Source organism: Curtobacterium ammoniigenes NBRC 101786 (assembly GCF_001571045.1).
GTDB lineage: Bacteria > Actinomycetota > Actinomycetes > Actinomycetales > Microbacteriaceae > Curtobacterium > Curtobacterium ammoniigenes.
This window is the reverse complement of the sequence record NZ_BCSV01000008.1, coordinates 38,227-58,850: the sequence shown is the minus strand read 5'-3', so window position 1 is coordinate 58,850 and position 20,624 is coordinate 38,227. Positions and strand designations below refer to the sequence as shown.

Here is a 20,624-nt window from a genome sequence, read left to right as displayed (position 1 = left end):
CCCCGGCCCCGCCCCGGGCCCCGGCCCGGGCCCCGGCCCCGGGCCCGCGCTACCCCTTGATCGCCCCGGCAGTGAGGCCGGACACGACGGATCGTCGGAAGACGAACGTCAGGATCGCAATGGGGACGACCGCGACCGTCGACGCCGCGAAGATCGTCCCGTACGGCGTGATGTGCGCCGACCCGAAGAGCGCGATGCCCACCGGGATCGTCCGGAACGAGTCGGCCGAGTTGAACGAGAGCGCCATCAGGAACTCGGTCCAGCAGGCGGTGAACGCGAAGATCCCGGCGGTGAACAGGCCCGGCAGCGTCATCGGCAGGACAACCGACCACACGGTGCGGAGCGGGGAGGCCCCGTCGATTCGGGCGGTCTCCTCCATTTCCTTCGGCACACCCATGAAGTAGTTCCGCAGGATCCAAATCGCGAACGGCAGGTTCAGCGCCGTGTACGGGACGATGAGCGCCTGATAGCTGTTGAGCCAGCCGAGCGTGCGCATCAGCAGGTACAGCGGCGCGATGAGCGCGATCGTCGGAAACACCGAGATGATCAGCAGCGACACCAGGATCGTGAAGCGGCCACGCATCGGCATCCGTCCCAGGGCGTACCCGGCGAAGGTGCCGAACGCGAGCACGAGCGCAGTCGCGGCGATCGAGACGACGAGCGAGTTCGTGATCCACCGACCGAAGTCGTACTGCGTGAACGCGGTGACGTAGTTCTCGCCCGAGATGGGTAGCGGGAACCATTGCGCCGGCTGCGCCGAGACGCCGCCGGTGGTCTTCAGGCTCGTGGCGACCATCCAGTAGATCGGCGCGAGCACGAAGAGCAGGACGAAGAAGGTCGCGACGCCGAGGCCGACCTTCGCTCCGATTGATCGACGCATGTCAGTCCTCTCCCACCTGTGAACGGAAGACCCGAAGGAACAGCAGACAGCCGAGCACGACGAGCGCGGCCGTCGTCACCGCGACCGCGGCGCCCGGGCCGAACTTCAGGTCCGTGAACATCGCCTGATACCCCAGGATCGCGAGGGACGTCGTGGAGTTCTGCGGGCCTCCCTGGGTGAGGACGAACGGAAGGTCAAACACCCCGAACGCCTGGAGGACGCGGAACAGCACGGCAAGGGCAACCGTCGGGCGGAGCAGCGGCAGCGTGACCTGCCAGAAGATCTTCCAGCCGTTCGCACCGTCGATCGTCGCCGCCTCGTACACGTCGCGGGAGATCATGACCAGCCCGGCGAGGATGATGATCGCCACGAACGGCGTCGTCTTCCAGATGTCGGCGACCATCATCGCGATGATCGCGGACACGCTCGAGCCAAGGATCACCGGATGGCCGAGCCCGAGGCTCGCGAAGATCTGCGTCGCCGCGCCGTAGGTCGGGTCGTAGATGTAGTCCCACAGCGTCGCCGAGATCACCGTGATGAGCGACCACGGGATGAGCAGCACGGCCATCATCCATCCACGTCCGACGGTGAGCCGTTCCAGCACGAGCGCGATCAGCGTGCCGAGGACAATCTCGACGAACACCGTGACGATCGTGTACCCGAGCGTGAAGACCAGCGCATACCGCCAGAGCGAACTGCCGAAGACGACGCCGAAGTTACTGAGCGTGAAGCCGTCGAGCTGGAACCCAGAGCCGAGCACGTTGACGTTGCTGAGGCTCATGATGACGGAGAACAGGACGGGGAAGATCGTCACCAGTCCGATGACGATGAGGGCGGGTGCGGAGAACACCCAACCGAGCCGGGCCATGGTCCGGCGGTAACTATCGCGGCGGGGCGCTTTCGGGCTCGCGGCCTGGGCACCCGCCAGTGGGAGGGTCGTCGTTGCCATGCATCACTCCATTGATCGGGGCGAGGCACGAGTGCCGGGTGGGTCCGGCTGATCCGAACCCACCCGGCCTGCTCGTCCTGCCTACAGGCCGCCGTTACTCACAGCGGTATTGATCGAATTCGATGCGGTCTTGATGGCCGCCGATGGGGTGGTCGAACCGGAGAGGACACCGTTCACCGCGGTGTAGATCGCCTTCGACACTTCCGGGTAGTTCGGCGTCTGCGACGGCCGAGCGATGAGCTTGGTCTTCGAGACGATCGCGAGCACCGGGTTGGCGTTCTTGACATCCGACGACGTGCGAACGGCCTGGTTGGTCGGGATCTCGCTGAACTGCGTGGCGAGGGTCTTCTGCGCATCGTTGCCCGTCATCCACTTGATGAACGTCAGGTCGGCGGCCTGGTTCTTCGAGTGCGGGTTCATGTACAGGTTCCAGCCACCGATGTTCGAGTAGCCCGGCGTGGACTGCCCGGAGAACGTCGGCATCGGCGCGACACCGACCTTGCCGATCACGTTCGAGCCGCTCGCCTGCGACGTCGAGTACGCGTAGTCCCAGTTGCGGAGGAACAGCGAGTCACCGGCGGAGAACGTGTTCATCGCCTGCGTCTCCTGGAAGGTCGAGCTCGCCGCGGGCGCGATGTTGTCCTTCACGAGCGACTGCTCGAATGTCAGAGCCTTGACCGCCGCGGAGGAGTCGAGCGCCGACTTCGTCGCGTTCGAGTTCAGCACCTTGCCGCCGGCGTCCGCGAGGAACTCCATGTAGTTGCAGGTCGCCCCCTCGTAGTCGGCACCCTGGAACACGTAGCCGTACTTGACCTGGCCCTTGCTCTGCGCCGTCTTGGCGTCCGACACGAGCTGGTCCCACGTCGTCGGAACCGACATGCCGTCGGCCTGGAGGATGTCCTTGCGGTAGTACAGGAAGCCCTGGTCCTCGAAGAACGGCGCTCCGTACACCTGGTTCTTGTACGTCGCTCCGGCGACCAGGCCGTTCGCGAACGTGTTCCAGTAGCTCTGCGGCAGGTACTTCGACAGCGGCGCCGCAAGCTGGTGCGCGCCGAACTGCGCAGGCCAGATCACGTCACCCATGTAGACATCGGGTCCGCCACCACCCGAGATCTGGGTGGTCAGGGTGGCGCGGTTCGTGTCGGTGTCGTTCGGCGCCGAGACCAGCTTCACGCTGATGTTCGGGTATGCCTTCTCGAACGCGCTGATGAGGACGGTGCGCGGGTCCGTGCCACTCGTGGTGATGGGGCTCGCCCACCACGTGATGCTGCCCTTGGTTGCGTTGCCGGATGCCGCTGCGGTGCTGCCCGACGAGCCACCCGACCCGCTGCCCGAGCCGCCGCCGGACGAGCTGCACCCGGACAGTGCGATGGCCGATGCAGCCACGGTGATGGCCGCTGCAACCTGCATTCTGATCCGCCGGGAGCGAGAGAAAGTCCCGCCGTTCTTGAACACCATTCGTGCTCCTCGTGCTCGTCACCGTCGACGAGAACGTGGGCGTCGCCGCGAGGCTGGCGCCCCGCTCTCCGTTGAGCGGTGCTGTCCGTCACCGGGCGACCGCCCGGCTCCTGGAAAGCTATGCCTCCGCACCAGACGGTGTCACGAAGCTGTCCGGTTCGCAAGGTTGCGATTCGGTCACAACCATGAACGTTCAAATTACGCGCCACCGCGGAGGCTCCGGTCGGCGAGGACCAGTCACGCGGGTGAGGAGCCGCCCTCGTCGTGCTCGTCGCTCTGTTCATGCACGAGCAGGCGGTTCTCTTCGGCGTCGTACTCGGCACGCACCTGACGGAGCACGACGTCGTCGATCTTGTCCTCGTCGCGGAGCCGCAGGAGGGTGGCGGCCTTCTGGCGGATGAGCGCAAGCTCGAGCTCGATCGCGGCGTCGCGTCGCTGCAGCACCGGGTGGTCGTCGTCCTCTTCTTGGCGTGCCCGCACCACTTCCAGGTGTGCCCGGTAGTCGTTCCGGAGGCGCTCCACCATGTCGTCGTCGGCCCCTGTTTCGCGCGCCAACCGCGGGAGCGCGTCAAGCGCCTCCTCGACGGCGGTTCGTTCGGCGAGCCGTCGCTCCTCGGCAACGGATTCATCGGCCGGGAGCGGCGCGAGCCGCATGACGACGGGGAGGATGAGTGCCTGCACCACCACGGTCACGATGACGACGCCCGCGGTGATGAAGACGATGAGGTCCCGATCGGGGAACGGAGCGCCGGAGACCGTGGTCGCTGGCACTGCGAGGGCTGCAGCGAGCGACACGGCGCCGCGAAATCCGGTGAAGCCGCTGATGAGACGGTCTCGCCGCCCCTCGCGAACCCGTCCGCCGGTACGGCGAACGACGAGCCAGATCGCGCCGACCGCCGTGTTGATGAATGCGAATCGCAGCAGGACCAGGACCAGCGACACTGCGCCAACGACCGCGAGTCCGCGCAGCATCTCGATGCCTGGCAGTCGTCGGGCAGCATCGTTCGCTTCGATGCCGACGAGTACGAACAGGGAGGCATTCAGCAGGTAGGTGGTCAGCGACCAGAAGGCTCGCACCTGCTGTCGGGTCTGCGCTTGATCGAGCTTCGGCGCGACCTGACTGACGACGATCCCCGCGACGACGACCGCGAGCACCCCTGACGCGTGCACGGCATCTGCGGCGAGGAACGCGACGAAGGGAACGAGCATGGTCAGCAGGTTCTCGATGATCGGCGTTGTTGTCAGGCGCAGGAGCTGCATGCCGATCCACGCCGTCAGGAGCCCGGCGGCGATCGCGCCGAGGTAGGACAGCAGGAGCATGCCCGAGACGTTGAGGACGGTGAGATGCTGCTCACCCGCGGTCACGGCCACGGCGATCCCGTAGACGACGAGCGCGGTGCCGTCGTTCACGAGGCTCTCCGCCCGCAGCACGGTGACGTTCCGGCGTGGCAGCATCCGCGTCAGCGCGCTCACGGCCGTCGCGTCGGTCGGCGCGATCGCGGCGCCGAGCACCCAGGCGGGCCCCCACGGCATGTCGAGCAGGTGGAGGAGCGTGGCGACCCCCGCTGCCGTCACGACCACGAGGACGGTCCCCATGAGCATGATGCCGCGGAAGTTGTTCCGGATCTCTCGGAACGAGGTCGTCAGGCTGTCCCAATACAGGAGCGCCGGGAGGAAGAGCAGCAGAACCGCGGCAGCCGGGAGGTGCACCGCTGCGAATGCGGGCACGAAGCCGAGGACCCCGCCGATGAGCAGCAGGAGGACCGGCGGCGCGATCCGGATCCGGTTCGCGACCGCTGCGGTCACCGCGATCGCGACGCCGAGGATGACGACGATTTCGGGTCCGAGCAGCACCGAGCCTCCACTGCGACAAGAGCGGTCGCTGACGAGCGACGGGAACGCCCATTGTCGTCGCCGTGAGCGCTGCTGTCCGAGGGACTCCGGCTGCCCGAACGCTCGGACACGCGGGTCCTGGACTGCGATGCCTTGACGCTCCCTGACCGGCCGTGACACCGTGGAGGCTCCCCATCGATCAAAGGAGATCACGTGCATCGCGAGATGTTAACGTCAACATCGCCATCGCCCCTGCTGGTCCGACTCTTCGCCGTGTGTCGTACTTCGCGGCGACGACCGACTTCGCCCGCGCGCATCACATGGGGCTCGTCTACTGGCCTGGTCTGCGCACCGGCGACTCCTACTCGATGGAGGCGCTCCAGCCGAACGGCACCCTCACGACGAACAGCGCATCCGGCGCCGCGCAACTCGAGTGGGGCTACGGATACGGGTCGACGGAGCCGGTGAACAGCCTCCCGGCAGCACCGCCGGGGCAGGCGATCGTGGGTGCGGCCTCTGGACGATGCGTCGATGTGCCCGGCTTCAGCACGACGTCCGGCACCGCGCTCGACCTGTGGAATTGCAACGCCGGCGGCAACCAGTCGTGGAACCACACCGCCAGCAATGAGCTGACGATCTACGGCGACATGTGCATGCAGGCCGGCTCGAACGGGGCGTCCGTCGTCGCCGGTGATGCCGTGCGTATTGCCGACTGCACCGGCTCCGCCGCCCAGCAATGGTCGGTCACCAATGGAGGCGCGATCACCTCGGTCGCGAATCCCGCGCTCTGCCTCGACGCCTCCGGGGCCGGAACCAGCAACGGAACGACAGTCGATGTCTGGTACTGCAACGGCGCCTCCAACCAGAGCTGGACACTGCAGTAAGAGACGTCCATCAGCGGATGTCTGCGGTGCCGGGACGAGCCGGCACGTGAACCGAGCTGATCAACCGCGTATGCCGGGTGCAGATCTCGTCAGGAGGGTTCGCACCCGGCATCGCCGTATCAGCGGGTGAGGACCGCAGCGACCTCGGGGATGCGGTCGACGTATCCGCGGACGAGGTCGCGCGCGACCGCCACACTGTCGACGAGCGGATGCAGCGCGAACGCCTTGAGCGCCTCGTCTTTCGAGCCGGTGAGCGCCGCCGCGATCGTGTGCCGTTCGACCGCTTTGACCTGCGCCATCAGGCCGATCTGGTGCAGATCCGGTTGATCGGTCGTCAGGGGGTGCACGCCGTTCGCGTCGACCATGGTTGGGACCTCCACGACGGCGTCGGCCGGGAGGCCCGCAATGGTTCCGCTGTTCCGCACGTTCAGGATCATCGTCTGTCGCTCGTTGCGGCTGATCGCCGCCATCACGCCGAGCGCGACGCCCGCGTATCCCTGGTGCGCCGGGTCCGTCTCCCGCTCACGCACCTCGGCTGGAGCGTCCTGGGTTCCGCCCTTCGCCTCCGCCATGTACGACGCGCTCCGACGTGCCACGGTCGTCCGCCAGAGGTCGGCCGCGCTGTCGCCCGCCTGCGCGGCGCGCTCGTAGAACGACGCCTGGCTCTCGGCGAGGAAGTCGCCGCGCGTCTTGCCGGAGTCGACGATGGTCCGCACGGCATCACGGTTGTTGTAGTAGTAGAACAGGTACTCGTTCGGGATCACGCCGAGCGTCCGGATCCAGTCGACCCCGAAGACGTGGCCCTCCTCCATCGCGGCGAGCTTCCCGTCATCGGCGAGGAGTTCGGGGAGCACGTCCCGGCCGTCGTAGAGCAGGCGACGCATCCACCCCAGGTGGTTCAAGCCGACGTAGTCCATCTGCACGCGAGTGTGATCGAGGCCGAGCGTTCCTGCGACACGACGGCCAAGACCGGACGGCGTATCGCAGATTCCCAGGACCCGATCGCCGAGCACGGACTGCATCGCCTCGGTGATGATCCCGGCGGGATTGGTGAAGTTCATGACGTACGCATTCGGCGCGAGATCACGGATCACACGCGCTGCCTCCACCATGACCGGGACAGTCCGGATCGCGTAGGCGAGGCCGCCCGGGCCCGTGGTCTCCTGACCGAGCACGCCGAGATCGAGCGCGACATGCTCGTCGCAACGACGCCCCTCCAGGCCGCCGACCCGCAGTGCCGCGAACACGAAGTCGCTGCCCTCGACAGCGCGGTGCAGGTCCGTCGTGGGGGCGAGCGCGGGCGCGTCCTCGAATCCGGTCGCGAGCTCGGTGAGGATCGCGGTCATCGTGTGCAGTCGGCTCTCGTCGACGTCGTAGAGCGCGACCTCGTCGATTCGGGGGGAACCGTGGTCGCGGAGCAGGGCCTGGTAGACGTACGGCGTGCGGAACCCGCCGCCTCCAAGGATGCAGAGCTTCATGCGATCGTGACCTCTCCGCCGGCGTTCCGGCACAGTGCCAGCGTCTCGTCCGGAGCACCGGTCGTGGTGACCAGGACGTCGACGTCAGCGAGGGAGCACAGGCGCAACGCACCTGTGCCAGGGAATTTGACCTCCGAGGCGAGGAGGACGACTTTGTCCGATGCCGCGATCATCGACTGCTTGATCGGCGCCTCGACCGCCATGTTGTCGACGACGTGCCCGTTGGCGCGGACGCCGGTGCATGACAGAAAGACGATGTCGGCGCTGACCTGCGAGAGCGCCAGCTCGGCCAGTGAGCCGACCAGGGTGCGGTAGTTCCGCCGAACCACGCCGCCGAGCAGGACGACGCGCACCGCCTCGTCGTCGCGAAGCTCGTCGAACACGGCGAGGTTCGACGTGATGACGGTGATGTCCCGGCCACGCAGGCGCCGGGCGAGGATCGGCGTCGTGGTTCCGATGTCGAGGATGATCACGCTGCCGTCGGGCACCATTGCCGCGGCCGCGTCCGCGAGCCGGGTCTTCAAATCGACATCTGCCGTCGCATTGAACGGCTCCTCGACGTCACCAGGCCCGGTCTCCTGCACGGTGGCGCCCGGCTTGAGCACCGCGCCGCCGTACGTCCGAGTGAGCTCGCCATTGCGATCGAGGATCTCGAGGTCCCGCCGGATCGTCGACTCACTGACGGCCAGCGCCTCGGCCAGTTCGCGGACAGAGGCAGCGCCGTCGATGCGCAGCGCGCTCATGATGCGGTTCTGCCGCTCCCTCAGGATCATGCAGCCACTCTAGCCCGCGCTTGCGCGAAGTCGAGCAAAGTCACGCACATTCGTTCCATGCCATGACGGGACTTAACAAAAGTGCGTCATTCCGGTAACGTGCTCGAAACACTAGCCGCTCAGGCTTGAACGACATCACGCGGAATTCGTACAAAGTCGCGCAAACTCGAGCACCGGCTTTCACGGATCCGCAACGACGAGGAGACCCCGTGCCCAACCCCGCAGCGCCCGACGGCGCCGACCTGCTGTTCACTGGCGAGGTCTTCTGCGACCTCGTGTTCTCCGGCGTCGACGCGCCCGCCGTCGGCACCGAGGTATACGCGAACGGGTTCGCCATCACGCCTGGCGGTGTCGCAAATCGTGCCGTCGCAGCCGCTCGGGTCGGCGCACGCACCAAACTCCTCGCCGTGCTCGGCGACGACCCGCTCGGACGCCACATCCACGACGTGCTCGAGGCGGAGCCCGACCTGGACACCACACTCCTGCGCCGCATCCCCGGATTTCAGAGCCCCGTCAGCGTCGCACTCACCGGACCGCACGACCGGAGCTTCATCACCTACGAAGAGCCGCAGGTCCCGCTCACCGTGCCAGAAGCACTCGGTCCGATCGGCGCGACCCACGTCGGCGTGGGACACGCACTGCCCGACTGGGTGGCGCGCCTCCGAGCCCGCGGCACGACGATCGTCGGAGGTGTCGGCTGGGACCACACGGGCGACTGGTCCGACGCTGTGCTCGACCGTCTCGCCGAGATCGACGTGTTCGTCCCGAACGACCTCGAAGCGATGCGGTACACGCGCACCGACTCAGCGCTCGCCGCGGCAAAGGCGCTCGCCGAGCGGGTGCCGCTCGCCGTCGTCACCCGCGGAGCGGACGGCGTGATCGCCGTGGACGCGGCAGCCGGAACAGTCACCGAGGCGCCGTCGATCCCCGTCGACGTGCGGGATCCGACCGGAGCGGGCGACGTCTTCGTCGCCACGTTCATGGCCGGCGGGTTCCACGACTGGGATCTGGCGACGCGCCTCCGGTTCGCCGCAGCCTGTGCAGCGATCTCCGTGACCGGCTTCGGAGGCGCTGCCACCGCCCCAACACCAGCCACCCTGCGTGCGTTCATCGCCCGCCACAACGTCGCCGGCGACTGGACGTTCCTTGACGACCTGATGCCGACATCCTCGACCACCACGCGCTGACGCGCTCACCGAGCTCGCAGCAGCCATCCTCCCCCGCTTGAATGAACGGAAGTCACATGAAGCACTTCAGGAAGGCCGCAGTCGCTGTCGGCCTCGCCGCAGTCGTCGCCGTCGGACTCGCCGCCTGCGCGCCAGGCGGCTCCGCACCCTCGGCAAGACAGAGTCTCGGACCGATCTCCAAAAGCGTCGGCTCGGGCAAGATCACGCTCACCGTCTGGGATCAGAACACTGACGGCGGCATCAACACCGCTCAGCAGGAGCTGAACAAACAGTTCGAGCAGAAGTACCCGAATGTCACCATCAACCGCGTATCCCGATCGTTCACCGATTTGAAGACCACGCTGAAACTCGCGCTCTCCGGCAACAATCCGCCGGACGTCGTGCAGGCGAACCAGGGCTACCCCGACATGGGCGCGTTCGTGAAAGCCGGACTTCTCCGCCCCATCAACGACTACGCGAAGCTCTACGGCTGGAACAGCTACTACCCGTCGAGCCTGCTCAAGTTGAACTCGTTCTCGACCGACGGCAAGACCTGGCAAGGCGACAACCTCTACGGCATCTCGCAGACCGGAGAGCTCGTCGGCGTCTATTACAACAAGTCGATCCTCGCCAAAGACGGGATCACGGCGCCGCCGAAGACACTCGACGAATTCACCACCGACATGCAAAAAGTAAAGGCGGCGGGCGATCTGCCGCTCAGCTACGGCGATGTCGAGAAGAGCCCTGGAATCCACATCTATGGCGTCGTCCTGTCCGCGCTCGCCGGGGCTGATGCAGTGAACAGCCTCGTTGCCGGCAAGAGTGGTTCATGGACCGGTAGCGACGAGGTTCAGGCCGCCGCGACGATTCAGGGATGGCAGAAGGACGGCTACATCACGCCGGGCGGCAACGGCGTCTCGCAGGACGTCGCCACCGCAGACTTCGGCAAGGGTCAGTCGGCATTCCTGATCGACGGAACGTGGAACGAGGCGACGCTCGAGCAGTCCCCCCAGGGCAAGAACATCGGGTTCCAGGCGCTCACCCCCGCGAGCGGCACGACGCCCGTGACCGAAGGCGGAGAGGGCCTCGCTTGGGCGCTCACGTCGAAGACGAAGCACGCTGACGCCGCCGCCGCGTACATCAACTTCATCACCGACCGGGCGGCCTCCGAGGTGCTTGTGAAGACCGGCAACCTGCCCACCGTTGTTCCTTCGGATGACAAGCCTGCGACCGGAACGCTCGCCGGGGACATCACCGGTCTGTACAAGACCATCTCTCAATCGAACGGGATCACCGCGTATTTGGACTACTCGACGCCCACGTTCTACGACACGCTGACGGCAGCAGCACAGGATCTTGTGGCTGAGAAGGTGACCCCGCAGCAGTTCACGCAGACCTTGCAGTCCGACTACGCAAGCTTCTTGAAGAGCAAGTGATGACGGTCACGACCAAATCGGTGGGCGGGGCGTCGCGCTCCGCCCACCGGCCGGCCACGACGGCCCCGTCTCTCCCGCCGACGACGCGCAAGCGCAGGAGAAGCAAGGCCGCGTACCTCTACGTCCTGCCGGCGTTCCTGGTATTCGCGATCTTCCTCGGCTGGCCGTTCCTGCAGACCCTCCAGTACTCCTTCTACAACTGGGACGGCCTGTCTGCGGCGACATGGGCGGGATTCGCCAACTACGTCTCCGTGCTGAGCGACCCGGTCCTCCGCGGCGCGTTCGGTCATGCGCTCCTGCTCATGGTGTTCTACGCGGCGGTGCCAATCGCGATCGCGCTGTTCCTGACGGCCCTGATCAGCCGGGCGAACGCGTTGCGCGGCATGAGCGCATATCGAACGCTGCTCTTCCTGCCGCAGGTCATCGCGTCCGTCGTGGTCGCCACGATCTGGGTCTCGATCTATTCGAGCGGCGGCTTACTCAACCAGGCCTTGCGCCTCGTCGGACTCGGTGCGCTCGCGCGGGTCTGGCTCGGCGACTACTCGCTCGCCCTGCCCGCGATCGGGTTCATCGGAACCTGGCTCAATGTCGGACTCTGTCTCGTGCTCTTCCTGGCCGGCGTCGGCAATATTCAACCGACCCTGTTCGAGGCGGCGCGATTGGACGGGGCAGGCCCGGCGCGCGAGTTCTTCGCGATCACGCTTCCCGCGCTCCGGGGTCAGATCGCGGTCGCATTGACGCTCACGGTGGTGTCTGCGCTGAAGACCTTCGATTTGGTCTACGTGACCACCGCGGGCGGTCCCGGCAATACCACCTCGGTCCCCGCCTTCGAGGCATACAACCGTGCCTTCACCACCGGCCAGGTCGGGTCCGCAGCGGCAGTCGCGATCGCGCTGACCGTCGTCATCATGATCGTGACGGCGCTCATCAACCGCCTTCAACCGAAGGATGTCGCATGAAACTCGCCGCTCGTGAGAAGACCGTCGATTACGTCGTCCTCACCCTGTTCGCGCTCTTCGCCGTCATCCCGCTGATCGGTGTGCTCTTCTCGGCCGTGACCCCGCCCGCGAACAACGACGGCGGCTTCCATGTGCCTACGACGATCGACCTCGGCAATTTCTCTGCAGCATGGTCGCAGGGACACTTCGCCGAGTACATGACCTCGAGCGTGGTTGTCACCGTCGGCGTCGTCGTGTTGACGACGGTGCTTGCAGTCCTGGCAGGGTTCGCGTTCGCGCGCCTCGATTTCCGTGGCTCCGGGCTCATCTTCTTCGTGATGCTCGCGGGCCTCATGCTGCCGGAGGAGGCGTTCATCATCCCGCTGTACTTCAACCTTCGCCAGGTCGGCCTCACCGATACGTTCGCATCGCTGATCCTGCCGCAGACCGCGCAGTCACTCGCGTTCGGGATCTTCTGGATGCGGAACCAATTCCGGACGTTCCCGGGCGAGATCTCTGAGGCCGCCCGCATCGACGGCGCGCGCGATCTCCGGGTGCTCTGGCGAGTCATCGTCCCGCCATCAATGCCGTCCATCATGACGATGTGCGTCCTCGTGGCGATGTGGACGTGGAACGAGTTCCTGATGCCACTCGTATTCATCACCAGCGAGAACCACCGCACGGCGCCGCTCGGCCTGGCCTTCTTCAAGGGCCAGCACCTGACCGACTTCTCGCTGCTGTCCGCTGCAGGCGTGATCGTCGCACTGCCGATCGTGATCCTCTACTTCTTCCTCCAAAAGCGATTCATCTCCGGAATGCTCGGCGGAATCGCGACTCGCTAACCGGAAATCGCGAATCGCTGACAGTAGACCTCGATCACATGAACACGGAGGAATAAGACATGCAGGTGCTCATCATGGGATCGGGCACGGCCGTCGCGGAATCGGCAGCCGAGCGAGTCTCGGCGGTGATCGCCGCAAACCCGTCTGCCACGATCGGTGTCGCGACCGGCTCCAGCCCGCTTGGCATCTACGCCGCCCTCCAGCGGCGCGTCGAGATGGGTTCGATCTCGTTCGCACGGGCGAGCGCCTTCGCACTCGACGAGTACGTCGGCATCCCCGCGGACCATCCGCAGTCGTATACGAGCGTGATCGCGCAAGAGGTGACCGAACGACTCGGATTCGACCCGCAGCGAGTGCACGTACCGAACGGGCGCGCTGCCGACCTCGACGCTGCCGCTGAAGCCTACGACGCGGCGATCGCCGCTGCGGGCGGCGTCGACATCCAGATCCTCGGCATCGGCGCGAACGGACACATCGGCTTCAACGAGCCGACGTCGTCGTTCGGCTCGCGCACTCGCGTGAAGACACTGGCCCCGGGGACGCGCGCGGCGAACGCGCGGTTCTTCGAGAGCATCGATGACGTTCCTCGCCACTGCCTCACCCAAGGGCTCGGCACGATCCTCGAGGCACGAGAGCTCGTTCTTGTCGCACAAGGCGAGCGCAAAGCAGATGCCGTCGCCGCGGCCGTCGAGGGGCCGCTCACCGCGATGGTTCCGGCCAGCGCACTACAGCTCCACCCGCGAGCGACGGTGATCGTCGACGAGGCCGCTGCGGCACGGCTGACGCTGACCGACTACTACCGGTCAGCGGCCGTACCGTTGTCGTGACACGACTCCGCCGCGGGCGATCGCGTTGGGCCCTCCCGCGCGAGTCGCCGGCCCAGCGGTCGGCGCGAGCAGTGGTTCCGCGAGCACTCGCGCTGATCGAGTTCAGGCGAACCGGGCGACACGCACCACGACGGCGTCGATCGGCATACCCGCCTTCTCGCACGCCGCGAGCAGCGCGTCATGCACCGCTCCGACGACCGCCTTCGTAGCCGACCCGTCGGCCACGCCGATCGTGACCCGAGCCACGCCATCGTCGATGACGACGCCGGGGAGCGCTGTGACGGTCCTGGTCGCGACGAGCCGACGTGCCGCATCGGCGAGGACCGAGGCGGTCGGGCGCGCAGGGTAGACGGCGGCGACGCCCGGGACGGCGGCGACCACCGCCTCCAGATCGGACAGGAGGCTCGGGTCCATCTCAGTCATCGGTGCCCTCCTCGACGATCACGTCCCGCACCTCGACGTCGATGCCATCGATGTGCAGGTCGGTGTGCACGGCGAGGGATTCGGCGACCGCTGAGCGCACGTCGTCAGCAGCGGTCGGCATGGAGGCTCCCCACCGCACGCTGATCGCCACCGTGACACGGATGGGGGCTCCCGGCTCCGTCACGTCGCCGTCGAGACGGCAGCGCTCGACGAGGACGCCCGGGACCTCGTCGCCAGCGGAGCGAACGAGCGACCGCACCGCACCCTCCGTGACGTAGCCGCGCTCCGTGGGACGCTCAGCCTGCAGCGGGATGTCACGGCCGGAGCGGGCTTCGATGGAGATGTTCCGCAGTAGACCGGAGATCCAGGACTCCTCCGCGGGAGGCTCGTTCCGTGCGTCCGCTTCGAGCGCCTCCATCGAGACCTGGCGAAGCCGGACGAGCGCGGCGAGCGCGTTCTGGCACGCGGGCGACTCGTCGATCGACGGATCCGCCGGTGTCATCCCCGCATCGAGGTAGTCGGCGAGCTCGTCGATGGTGTGACCGTCGAGATCGTCCGTGCCGAGCGCGTCCGTGCCGAGCACCTCGGCCGCGACCCCGTCCGTGCCGAGCGCGTCGCGGTTTGCTCCGTCGTGCGGCTGGTCGGTCATCGCCATGCCTCCATCAGCTGCATCATGTTCTTTCGCGCTCTCGCCAGCAGGCCGCGAACGGTCGACACGGGGAGATCGAGCTCAGCCGCGATGTCCTCGTACCGATACTCGAGCGCCTCCTTCATGATCCAGCATCGTCGCTGCGCGTCCGGAAGCGCATCCAGCGCCGCGTTGAGCGCCTCCTGTCGCGATCGCGCGACCGCGACGCGGTCCGGGGAGATGCTGTCGTCACCCGGGACCTCGAGGTCGTCGACCTGCGCGTGCTCACGCCGGGCGCGGATGCGATCGATGCAGCGGTGACTGACGATCCGCATGAGCCACGACTTCACCTTGGCGGGGTCCTCGAGGTCGTCGAGCCGCTCCCACGCTGTGATGAAGGTGTCTTGCACAACGTCGTCGAGCTCGTCCGTCGCGCCGAGCGTCCGCCGTGCATATGCACGGAGCAGCGGCGTGAAGCGCCGGATCAGGAACTCGAACGCCCGGACGTCCCCGTCCGCAGCGCGGCTCGCGAGCACGGCGTCGGGCGCGTCCTCCAGACGCACGCCGGTGCGGTGATCGAGCATGCCCCGATTCAACCCGTGGCGGCGGCGCCGTGCCCGGACGCGTTCGTTGTGCGTCCGGCGCTGGTCGGCGTCAGCGCCACGAGCGTTCCGGACACGAGACACAGGAGGGGAACGAGCAGGAGGCCCGTGGTCACGCCGACCGCTGCGCCGAGCACACCGAGCAGTGCCGGCGCTCCGGCGATCGCGATGCCGAGCGCGAGCGTGCCCCACGCCGAGGCGACGTCGTGACGACCATCCGATGCGGCGACGAGGCGTGCGAGTGACAGCGGGAACTGCCCCGCGATGCCGAGGCCGGCGACGGCGAGCGACACGACCGACACCCAGTCGATCGGCACCGCCCAGAACAGGCCGAACCCGATCAGGCTCACCGCGATCGACGTGACCATGAGCACGTCGACCGGCCAGCGCTGCGTCAGCCGCCCCATGGCGACGCGGCCGATGAGCATCCCGCCGAGCATGAACGCGGGGCTCGCGGTCGCGACGGCGTCGGCGATACCGGGCCGCCGCGCCAGGTCGACCGGCGCCCAGACCGACATGCAGAACTCGATGCCGAGCACGACGACGACTGACGCCCACACTCCCCAGAACCGGGTCGGGAGGCGCCCCGCGCGCTGGGTTCGCATGCTGCGGACCGGAGCGGCGTCGGTTCCGCGAGTCGCGCCTCCCGACCGACGACGGGCGAGGGCCCACGCGGCGGAGCCGAGGAGCGCAACGAGCACGATGTCGAGGGCGAGGCCGCCCCGCCAGCCGAGCACCGTGGTGCTGGCCACTCCGACGGCGACGGGCGCGAACATGCCGGTCGCCTGCGCCACCGCCGACCCTTCGCTCATCGCACGCGGGCTGTTGGCGCCGTGCGAGGCGGACAGGTGCGCGTAGGCGGAGGACTGGACGAGTGTGCCCGAGAACCCTGCGATGCCGATGCCCGCAAGCGTCCCCGCAAACACCGGACTGAGGAGGTACAACCCGACCCCGAGGCACAGTCCGACGGCGCCGAGCCAGCCGGTGGTGATCCTCCCGACCCGTGCGGTCAGCCGCGGCGCGACGAAGGAGGCGACGATGAACCCGAGGCCGAATGCCGTCGCGTGCAGGGATGCGAGCGAGACCGGGATGTGCAGGTCTCTCGCGACGAGCCGAACCGTGGGTGCGTATCCGTCGATGACGAATCCGACGAGCCCGAGCTGCCCGTATCGGAACCACGTCGACCCGGTGCGCACGAACGGCGGCACGCCGAGGAGATCCAGGGAGGCGCGGGGCGCGCGATCGGCGTCGCTCACGGTCTCCGATCCTCCCACGCCACCGGTCAGTGGCCGTCCAACAGCTGGCCGACGCGGTACTCGATGAGTTCCCGCAGCACGACGGCGGTCGCGGTGCGGCGAATGCCCGGACAGCGGAGGATGAGCTGCCCGATCCGGTACAGGTCCGCGGAGTCGCGCGCATACACCTGGCATTGCAGGTCGGACTGGCCGGCGATCGCGACGCACTCGACGACCTCGGTGATCGCTCGGAGCGCGCGGATCGCCTCGTCGAATCGGGCTTGGTCGACCTCGGCCGTGACGATGGCGCGGACCGACAGGCCGAGTGCGTCCGGTCGGACGAGCGTCGTGGACGGTCGGAGCACGCCCGGCTCGTAGAGCGCCGCGAGCCGCGCCTGCACGGTGCCGCGGGCGACGGCGAGGCGCTCGCTGAGCCACGCGACGGTGGCGCGCGGCTGTTCGTCGAGCGCGCGTAGGATCCGCCGAGAGACCGCATCAACATTGGTCATATTGATCACCTTCTTCGCCGTCGATGGGACGAAATCGACGGATCTGCCCAACAATACGGGGCGGTATTGCTGGTACGCGCCTCCACGCAGTTCGATACGACCATGAGTGAGCGGATGACGGTCGGCCGATACCTTGCCCACGCGCTGCACAGCGTTGGCGTGCAGCACCTGTTCGGGGTGCCTGGCGACTTCAATCTGGCACTGCTCGACGAGATCCTCGCCGCGGACGCGGTCGAGTGGGTCGGTGCGGCGAACGAGTTGAACGCCGCCTACGCCGCCGACGCGAACGCGCGGATGAGCCGGCGCATCTCAGCACTCGTCACGACGTACGGGGTGGGCGAGCTGTCGGCGGTGAACGGCATCGCGGGAAGCTACGCGGAAGATGTTCCCGTCGTGCACATCGTCGGCATGCCGGCGACGCCCGCGATGGCGTCCGGCGCACCGATACACCACACGTTCCTCGACGGCGACTTCGGCCGCTTCGTCCGGATCGGCGCGGAGATCACCGCCCACCACGTCGTGCTGACCGCCGACCACGCGGCCGAGCAGATCACGACCGCGATCCGCGCCGCACTGTCCCTGTCGAAGCCGGTCTACATCGGCGTGCCGCTCGACGTCGCGGTTGCCGAGATCGACGCCGATGGCCTCGGTGGCGCAGACATGGCCGGCGACGGCGGCGCGCCGCTCGCCCACGCGGCCGACACGAGCATGCGCGCGGCGACGTTCCGGCAGATGCTGCGCACGCGACTTGCCGGCGCCTCGGATGTGGTGCTGCTCGTGGGCCCCCTCGTGCACCGTCGTGCGCTCGAGCCGATGATCGCGGAGATCGCGGCGTCCTCCGCCGTCCGCGTCGCGACGCAGATCGGCGCGAAAGCGGCGCTCGACGAGGGGCATCCGGCATCGCTCGGCACCTACATGGGCAAGTTCACCCGGGCCGCGGAGACAGCCGCCGCCGTCGACGGCGCCGACGTCCTCATCGTGGTCGGCGCGGTGAACAGCGACTTCACCACCGGGTTCGCGAGCGCCGGGTTCGACCCGGAGCAGGCGATCGTTCTCGACGCGACGACGACGACCGCGTCGGGCGCGGTCATGCAGCTGCCGCTCGAGGCGTCGCTCGCGCTGCTCCGCGACGAGCTCGCCGCGCTCGCCCCGTCGGTCGCGCACGCATCCTCCGTTCGCGCGGGTTCCGAACCGGAGGCGCCCCTCACCCCCGTCCCGCCGGCCGACCCCGCCACTCCCCTGGACCAGGCCACGCTGTGGTCGGCGATCCAAGGGTGGCTCGACAAAGAGGTCACGCTCATCGCAGAGGCGGGCACCGCGTTCTACGGCGCGCTCGACCTCGACCTGCCAGCGCATTCTGATCTGCTCGGATCGCCGGTGTGGTCGTCGATCGGCTACACGGTGCCGGCGCTCCTCGGAGCGTCGCTGGCGCGGCCGGATCGCCGCAGCCTCCTCATCGTCGGTGACGGGTCTGCCCAGTTGACTGTTCAGGAGCTCGGCACCGTGTACGCCCGCGGACTCGCGCCGGTCGTGATCCTCATCAACAACGGCGGATACACGGTCGAACGGCTCATCCGGAGCCCGGAGGCGCTGTACCAGGACATCGCCCAGTGGCGGTGGGCTGAGGTGCCGTCGGCGCTCGGCGCGCCCGAGGGCTCACTCTCGGTCACCGCGCGAACCGTCGGGGAGCTCGACAGCGCCCTGGTCGCCGCAGACGAGCACCGGGACCTGCCGGTGTTCATCGAGGTCGTCGTGCCGCCGCTCGACGCACCCCGTCTGCTGACCGCGCTCGCGACGTCGATCAGCGCGACGAACGGGCACTGACGCGCGCGGGATGGGACCCAGCGCGGAACCAGGCACGTCGCTAGTAGCGTCGTCTTCATGCAGCAGCGCACACTCGGCCGCACCGGCCGCGATGTCTCGGTGATCGGTCTCGGTACTTGGCAGTTCGGCGGCGACTGGGGTCCCGTCTCGCAGGACGACGCATTCGCGGTCATGGACGCTTCGGTGGAGGCCGGGGTCACCCTGTTCGACACCGCCGACGTGTATGGCGACGGCACAAGTGAGCGGCTCATCGGACAGTGGCGCGCCTCCCATCCGGATGTCCCGCTCACGGTGGCGACGAAGATGGGCCGCCGTATGGAGCAGGTGGCGTCGAACTACGTCGCCGAGAACTTCCGCACCTGGGTGGACCGTTCGCGGACGAATCTGCAGCAGGACACGCTCGACCTCGTGCAGCTGCACTGCCCGCCGACGGCGGTGTTCGAGGACGACGCCGTCTACGACGCCCTCGACGCGCTCGTCGCGGACGGCTCGATCGCCGCGTACGGGGTCAGCGTCGAGACCGCCGATCAGGCGCTCACCGCGATCGCTCGGCCGAACGTGGCGAGCGTGCAGATCATCCTGAATGCGTTCCGTCTGAAGCCGCTCGATCGTGTCCTGCCCGCCGCCAAGGAGGCCGGGGTCGGCATCCTCGCGCGTGTTCCGTTGGCATCTGGGCTGCTGTCCGGCAAGTACACCACCGAGACCGAGTTCCCCGCGCAAGACCACCGCAACTACAACCGCAACGGTGAGGCGTTCGACCAGGGTGAGACGTTCAGCGGCGTCGACTTCCGCGACGGCGTGCAGGCGGCGCAAGAGTTCGCTGCAGCCCTGCCCGACGGCGTCTCGGTGCCGCAGGCTGCGATCGCCTGGGTGGTCGCGCAGGACGGTGTGACCGCGGCGATCCCCGGGGCGCGCAACGCGCAGCAGGCGCGGTCGAACGCCGACGCCGGGTCGCTCGAACTGCCCGACGGGCTCGACGCGACGGTCCGGGATCTCTACGACCGGTGGTTCCGGAGCGTCGTGCACGAACGCTGGTGAGCCGCGCCGCGCGCGGCCGCCTCGACGCGGCTACGTGGGCGCGGGACGTGCCGCGGGTACCGGGCTTCACCCCCAGGTCGCCGTGGCGGGGTCGATTCCATGTGCCTGGGCGTTCGCCTCGATGATGGTGCGGAGCCACCCTGCAAGACCGGGCCGAACCGCTTCGTAGTGCGCCATGAATGCCGCGTCATCGGTATACGTGCGACCGAGGCACACCTGCATGCTCCGTGTGATCGGGAAGTAGGCGCTCAACGTCGCGCGGTGTGCTTCGGCGAGGGCATTGGCCTCGTCGCTGCCGGGCATCACCGCGTCCATCGCGTGCGCGAGATCCTGCTCGACGATGCGAACGGCATCCGTGGCGGCGGCCCAATCGCTCGCCGACCCGCCCGCGGAACGTTCGGCGAACTGCCGCCACTGCGGAGTGTCGCCGTACCGTTCGCGGGCCGCTTCCGACCATGACGGATCCCACTCGGGGCCGAAGATGGCGCGCTGCGCCCCCGCACTGAGGAGAACGCCGTCGTGCTGCGCGGCGATCATCCGGTCGAGGTCGCTCTGAAGCGCACGGAGTTCTTCGATGCGCTCGCCGAGCTTCGCGCGCTCGTTCCGAAGCGAGTCGACGACGTTGATCGCCGGATCGTCGAGCACCTGGCCGATCTCGTCCAATTCCATGCCGAGTGCGCGGTATACGGCGATTCGCCGGAGGCGCTCGACGTCGGCCGGTGCGTACTGCCGGTATCCCGCGCTCGACCGGGAGGACGGCCTGGCAAGCCCGATCTCGTCCCAGTGGCGCAGCGTGCGCACAGTGACACCGATCTCCGCCGCGGCAGCGCCGACGCTGATGCTGTTCTCGTCGTCAGGTGAAGATGTCATGGCTCCACCATCGACCCTGCCGCAGCGGGAG

Annotated in this window: 20 protein-coding genes; 8 read left to right on the top strand and 12 right to left on the bottom strand. The window is 67.8% G+C overall.

What is annotated here, in order from left to right:
• Window positions 1–49: 49 nt before the first annotated feature.
• From CAM01S_RS13830 to CAM01S_RS13815, 4 genes are all read right to left on the bottom strand, one after another.
• Window positions 50–880 carry a carbohydrate ABC transporter permease gene (locus tag CAM01S_RS13830; RefSeq protein WP_066523016.1) on the bottom strand — a complete coding sequence of 277 codons (831 nt, stop codon included), beginning with the start codon at window positions 878–880 and terminating at the stop codon, window positions 50–52.
• Between the two features lies 1 nt (window position 881).
• Window positions 882–1,829 carry a carbohydrate ABC transporter permease gene (locus CAM01S_RS13825; protein WP_217999747.1) on the bottom strand — a complete coding sequence of 316 codons (948 nt, stop codon included), beginning with the start codon at window positions 1,827–1,829 and terminating at the stop codon, window positions 882–884.
• 81 nt (window positions 1,830–1,910) lie between these two features.
• Window positions 1,911–3,239: an ABC transporter substrate-binding protein gene (locus tag CAM01S_RS13820; RefSeq protein WP_217999746.1), complete on the bottom strand. Its 1,329-nt coding sequence runs from the start codon at window positions 3,237–3,239 to the stop codon at window positions 1,911–1,913.
• A 285-nt stretch (window positions 3,240–3,524) separates the two neighbouring features.
• The gene (locus CAM01S_RS13815) at window positions 3,525–5,339 is read right to left on the bottom strand and encodes a Na+/H+ antiporter (RefSeq protein WP_174520437.1); all 1,815 of its coding nucleotides are present in this window, start codon (window positions 5,337–5,339) and stop codon (window positions 3,525–3,527) included.
• A 56-nt stretch (window positions 5,340–5,395) separates the two neighbouring features.
• Here CAM01S_RS13815 and CAM01S_RS13810 point away from each other — a divergent pair, with 56 nt between their 5' ends.
• On the top strand, window positions 5,396–6,004 hold the full coding sequence (locus CAM01S_RS13810) for an RICIN domain-containing protein (protein WP_066523011.1): 609 nt from the start codon (window positions 5,396–5,398) through the stop codon (window positions 6,002–6,004).
• A 119-nt stretch (window positions 6,005–6,123) separates the two neighbouring features.
• On the opposite strand, the gene CAM01S_RS13805 is transcribed toward CAM01S_RS13810, so the two are convergent.
• Window positions 6,124–7,482 carry a 6-phospho-beta-glucosidase gene (locus tag CAM01S_RS13805; RefSeq protein ID WP_066523009.1) on the bottom strand — a complete coding sequence of 453 codons (1,359 nt, stop codon included), beginning with the start codon at window positions 7,480–7,482 and terminating at the stop codon, window positions 6,124–6,126.
• Window positions 7,479–8,255, bottom strand: a complete 777-nt coding sequence (locus CAM01S_RS13800; protein ID WP_066523007.1) for a DeoR/GlpR family DNA-binding transcription regulator — start codon at window positions 8,253–8,255, stop codon at window positions 7,479–7,481. The genes CAM01S_RS13805 and CAM01S_RS13800 overlap by 4 nt, the downstream gene beginning before the upstream one ends.
• 209 nt (window positions 8,256–8,464) lie before the next feature.
• Between CAM01S_RS13800 and CAM01S_RS13795 the strand changes: the two genes are divergently transcribed.
• Genes CAM01S_RS13795 through nagB form a run of 5 tightly spaced genes read left to right on the top strand, consistent with a single transcriptional unit; the run spans window position 8,465 to window position 13,464 of the window.
• Complete coding sequence (locus CAM01S_RS13795; protein ID WP_066523005.1) at window positions 8,465–9,442, top strand: carbohydrate kinase family protein; 978 nt, start codon at window positions 8,465–8,467, stop codon at window positions 9,440–9,442.
• 56 nt (window positions 9,443–9,498) lie between these two features.
• Window positions 9,499–10,857 (top strand): extracellular solute-binding protein, encoded by a 1,359-nt coding sequence (locus tag CAM01S_RS13790; RefSeq protein ID WP_066523002.1) that lies wholly within the window; start codon window positions 9,499–9,501, stop codon window positions 10,855–10,857.
• A complete protein-coding gene (locus CAM01S_RS13785) occupies window positions 10,857–11,816 on the top strand; it encodes a carbohydrate ABC transporter permease (RefSeq protein WP_083528076.1) in 960 nt (319 codons plus the stop codon). The genes CAM01S_RS13790 and CAM01S_RS13785 overlap by 1 nt, the downstream gene beginning before the upstream one ends.
• Window positions 11,813–12,637, top strand: a complete 825-nt coding sequence (locus CAM01S_RS13780) for a carbohydrate ABC transporter permease (RefSeq protein WP_066522999.1) — start codon at window positions 11,813–11,815, stop codon at window positions 12,635–12,637. Before CAM01S_RS13785 ends, CAM01S_RS13780 begins: the two co-directional genes overlap by 4 nt.
• A 59-nt stretch (window positions 12,638–12,696) precedes the next feature.
• The gene (gene nagB / locus CAM01S_RS13775) at window positions 12,697–13,464 is read left to right on the top strand and encodes a glucosamine-6-phosphate deaminase (RefSeq protein ID WP_066522995.1); all 768 of its coding nucleotides are present in this window, start codon (window positions 12,697–12,699) and stop codon (window positions 13,462–13,464) included.
• Window positions 13,465–13,566: 102 nt separating this feature from the next.
• On the opposite strand, the gene CAM01S_RS13770 is transcribed toward nagB, so the two are convergent.
• From CAM01S_RS13770 to CAM01S_RS13750, 5 genes are read right to left on the bottom strand one after another with little or no spacing between them, the layout of a single operon-like run.
• Window positions 13,567–13,887 (bottom strand): hypothetical protein, encoded by a 321-nt coding sequence (locus tag CAM01S_RS13770; protein ID WP_157071592.1) that lies wholly within the window; start codon window positions 13,885–13,887, stop codon window positions 13,567–13,569.
• Complete coding sequence (locus tag CAM01S_RS13765; RefSeq protein WP_245631654.1) at window positions 13,880–14,536, bottom strand: Asp23/Gls24 family envelope stress response protein; 657 nt, start codon at window positions 14,534–14,536, stop codon at window positions 13,880–13,882. The genes CAM01S_RS13770 and CAM01S_RS13765 overlap by 8 nt, the downstream gene beginning before the upstream one ends.
• Window positions 14,533–15,099 carry an RNA polymerase sigma factor gene (locus tag CAM01S_RS13760; RefSeq protein ID WP_066522987.1) on the bottom strand — a complete coding sequence of 189 codons (567 nt, stop codon included), beginning with the start codon at window positions 15,097–15,099 and terminating at the stop codon, window positions 14,533–14,535. The genes CAM01S_RS13765 and CAM01S_RS13760 overlap by 4 nt, the downstream gene beginning before the upstream one ends.
• 8 nt (window positions 15,100–15,107) lie before the next feature.
• Window positions 15,108–16,373 carry an MFS transporter gene (locus CAM01S_RS13755; protein WP_066522986.1) on the bottom strand — a complete coding sequence of 422 codons (1,266 nt, stop codon included), beginning with the start codon at window positions 16,371–16,373 and terminating at the stop codon, window positions 15,108–15,110.
• Between the two features lie 26 nt (window positions 16,374–16,399).
• Window positions 16,400–16,861: an Lrp/AsnC family transcriptional regulator gene (locus CAM01S_RS13750; protein WP_066523028.1), complete on the bottom strand. Its 462-nt coding sequence runs from the start codon at window positions 16,859–16,861 to the stop codon at window positions 16,400–16,402.
• A gap of 102 nt (window positions 16,862–16,963) precedes the next feature.
• On the opposite strand from CAM01S_RS13750, the gene CAM01S_RS13745 reads away from it, so the two are divergent.
• Window positions 16,964–18,685: an alpha-keto acid decarboxylase family protein gene (locus CAM01S_RS13745; protein WP_066522984.1), complete on the top strand. Its 1,722-nt coding sequence runs from the start codon at window positions 16,964–16,966 to the stop codon at window positions 18,683–18,685.
• Between the two features lie 57 nt (window positions 18,686–18,742).
• Entirely contained in the window at window positions 18,743–19,723 is a 981-nt protein-coding gene (locus tag CAM01S_RS13740) for an aldo/keto reductase (RefSeq protein ID WP_066522982.1), read from the top strand.
• A gap of 66 nt (window positions 19,724–19,789) precedes the next feature.
• On the opposite strand, the gene CAM01S_RS13735 is transcribed toward CAM01S_RS13740, so the two are convergent.
• Window positions 19,790–20,593, bottom strand: coding sequence for a MerR family transcriptional regulator (locus CAM01S_RS13735; protein WP_066522980.1), 804 nt, complete (start codon window positions 20,591–20,593; stop codon window positions 19,790–19,792).
• Window positions 20,594–20,624: the final 31 nt, after the last annotated feature.

Bases quoted from the DNA above. Each gene is read 5' to 3' on its own strand.
- CAM01S_RS13830 (WP_066523016.1), bottom strand. From the start codon at position 880: ATGCGTCGATCAATCGGAGCGAAGGTCGGCCTCGGCGTCGCGACCTTC.
- CAM01S_RS13825 (WP_217999747.1), bottom strand. From the start codon at position 1,829: ATGGCAACGACGACCCTCCCACTGGCGGGTGCCCAGGCCGCGAGCCCG.
- CAM01S_RS13820 (WP_217999746.1), bottom strand. From the start codon at position 3,239: ATGCAGGTTGCAGCGGCCATCACCGTGGCTGCATCGGCCATCGCACTG.
- CAM01S_RS13815 (WP_174520437.1), bottom strand. From the start codon at position 5,339: ATGCACGTGATCTCCTTTGATCGATGGGGAGCCTCCACGGTGTCACGG.
- CAM01S_RS13805 (WP_066523009.1), bottom strand. From the start codon at position 7,482: ATGAAGCTCTGCATCCTTGGAGGCGGCGGGTTCCGCACGCCGTACGTC.
- CAM01S_RS13800 (WP_066523007.1), bottom strand. From the start codon at position 8,255: ATGATCCTGAGGGAGCGGCAGAACCGCATCATGAGCGCGCTGCGCATC.
- CAM01S_RS13790 (WP_066523002.1), top strand. From the start codon at position 9,499: ATGAAGCACTTCAGGAAGGCCGCAGTCGCTGTCGGCCTCGCCGCAGTC.
- CAM01S_RS13785 (WP_083528076.1), top strand. From the start codon at position 10,857: ATGACGGTCACGACCAAATCGGTGGGCGGGGCGTCGCGCTCCGCCCAC.
- CAM01S_RS13780 (WP_066522999.1), top strand. From the start codon at position 11,813: ATGAAACTCGCCGCTCGTGAGAAGACCGTCGATTACGTCGTCCTCACC.
- nagB (WP_066522995.1), top strand. From the start codon at position 12,697: ATGCAGGTGCTCATCATGGGATCGGGCACGGCCGTCGCGGAATCGGCA.
- CAM01S_RS13770 (WP_157071592.1), bottom strand. From the start codon at position 13,887: ATGACTGAGATGGACCCGAGCCTCCTGTCCGATCTGGAGGCGGTGGTC.
- CAM01S_RS13765 (WP_245631654.1), bottom strand. From the start codon at position 14,536: ATGACCGACCAGCCGCACGACGGAGCAAACCGCGACGCGCTCGGCACG.
- CAM01S_RS13760 (WP_066522987.1), bottom strand. From the start codon at position 15,099: ATGCTCGATCACCGCACCGGCGTGCGTCTGGAGGACGCGCCCGACGCC.
- CAM01S_RS13750 (WP_066523028.1), bottom strand. From the start codon at position 16,861: ATGACCAATGTTGATGCGGTCTCTCGGCGGATCCTACGCGCGCTCGAC.
- CAM01S_RS13745 (WP_066522984.1), top strand. From the start codon at position 16,964: ATGAGTGAGCGGATGACGGTCGGCCGATACCTTGCCCACGCGCTGCAC.
- CAM01S_RS13740 (WP_066522982.1), top strand. From the start codon at position 18,743: ATGCAGCAGCGCACACTCGGCCGCACCGGCCGCGATGTCTCGGTGATC.
- CAM01S_RS13735 (WP_066522980.1), bottom strand. From the start codon at position 20,593: ATGACATCTTCACCTGACGACGAGAACAGCATCAGCGTCGGCGCTGCC.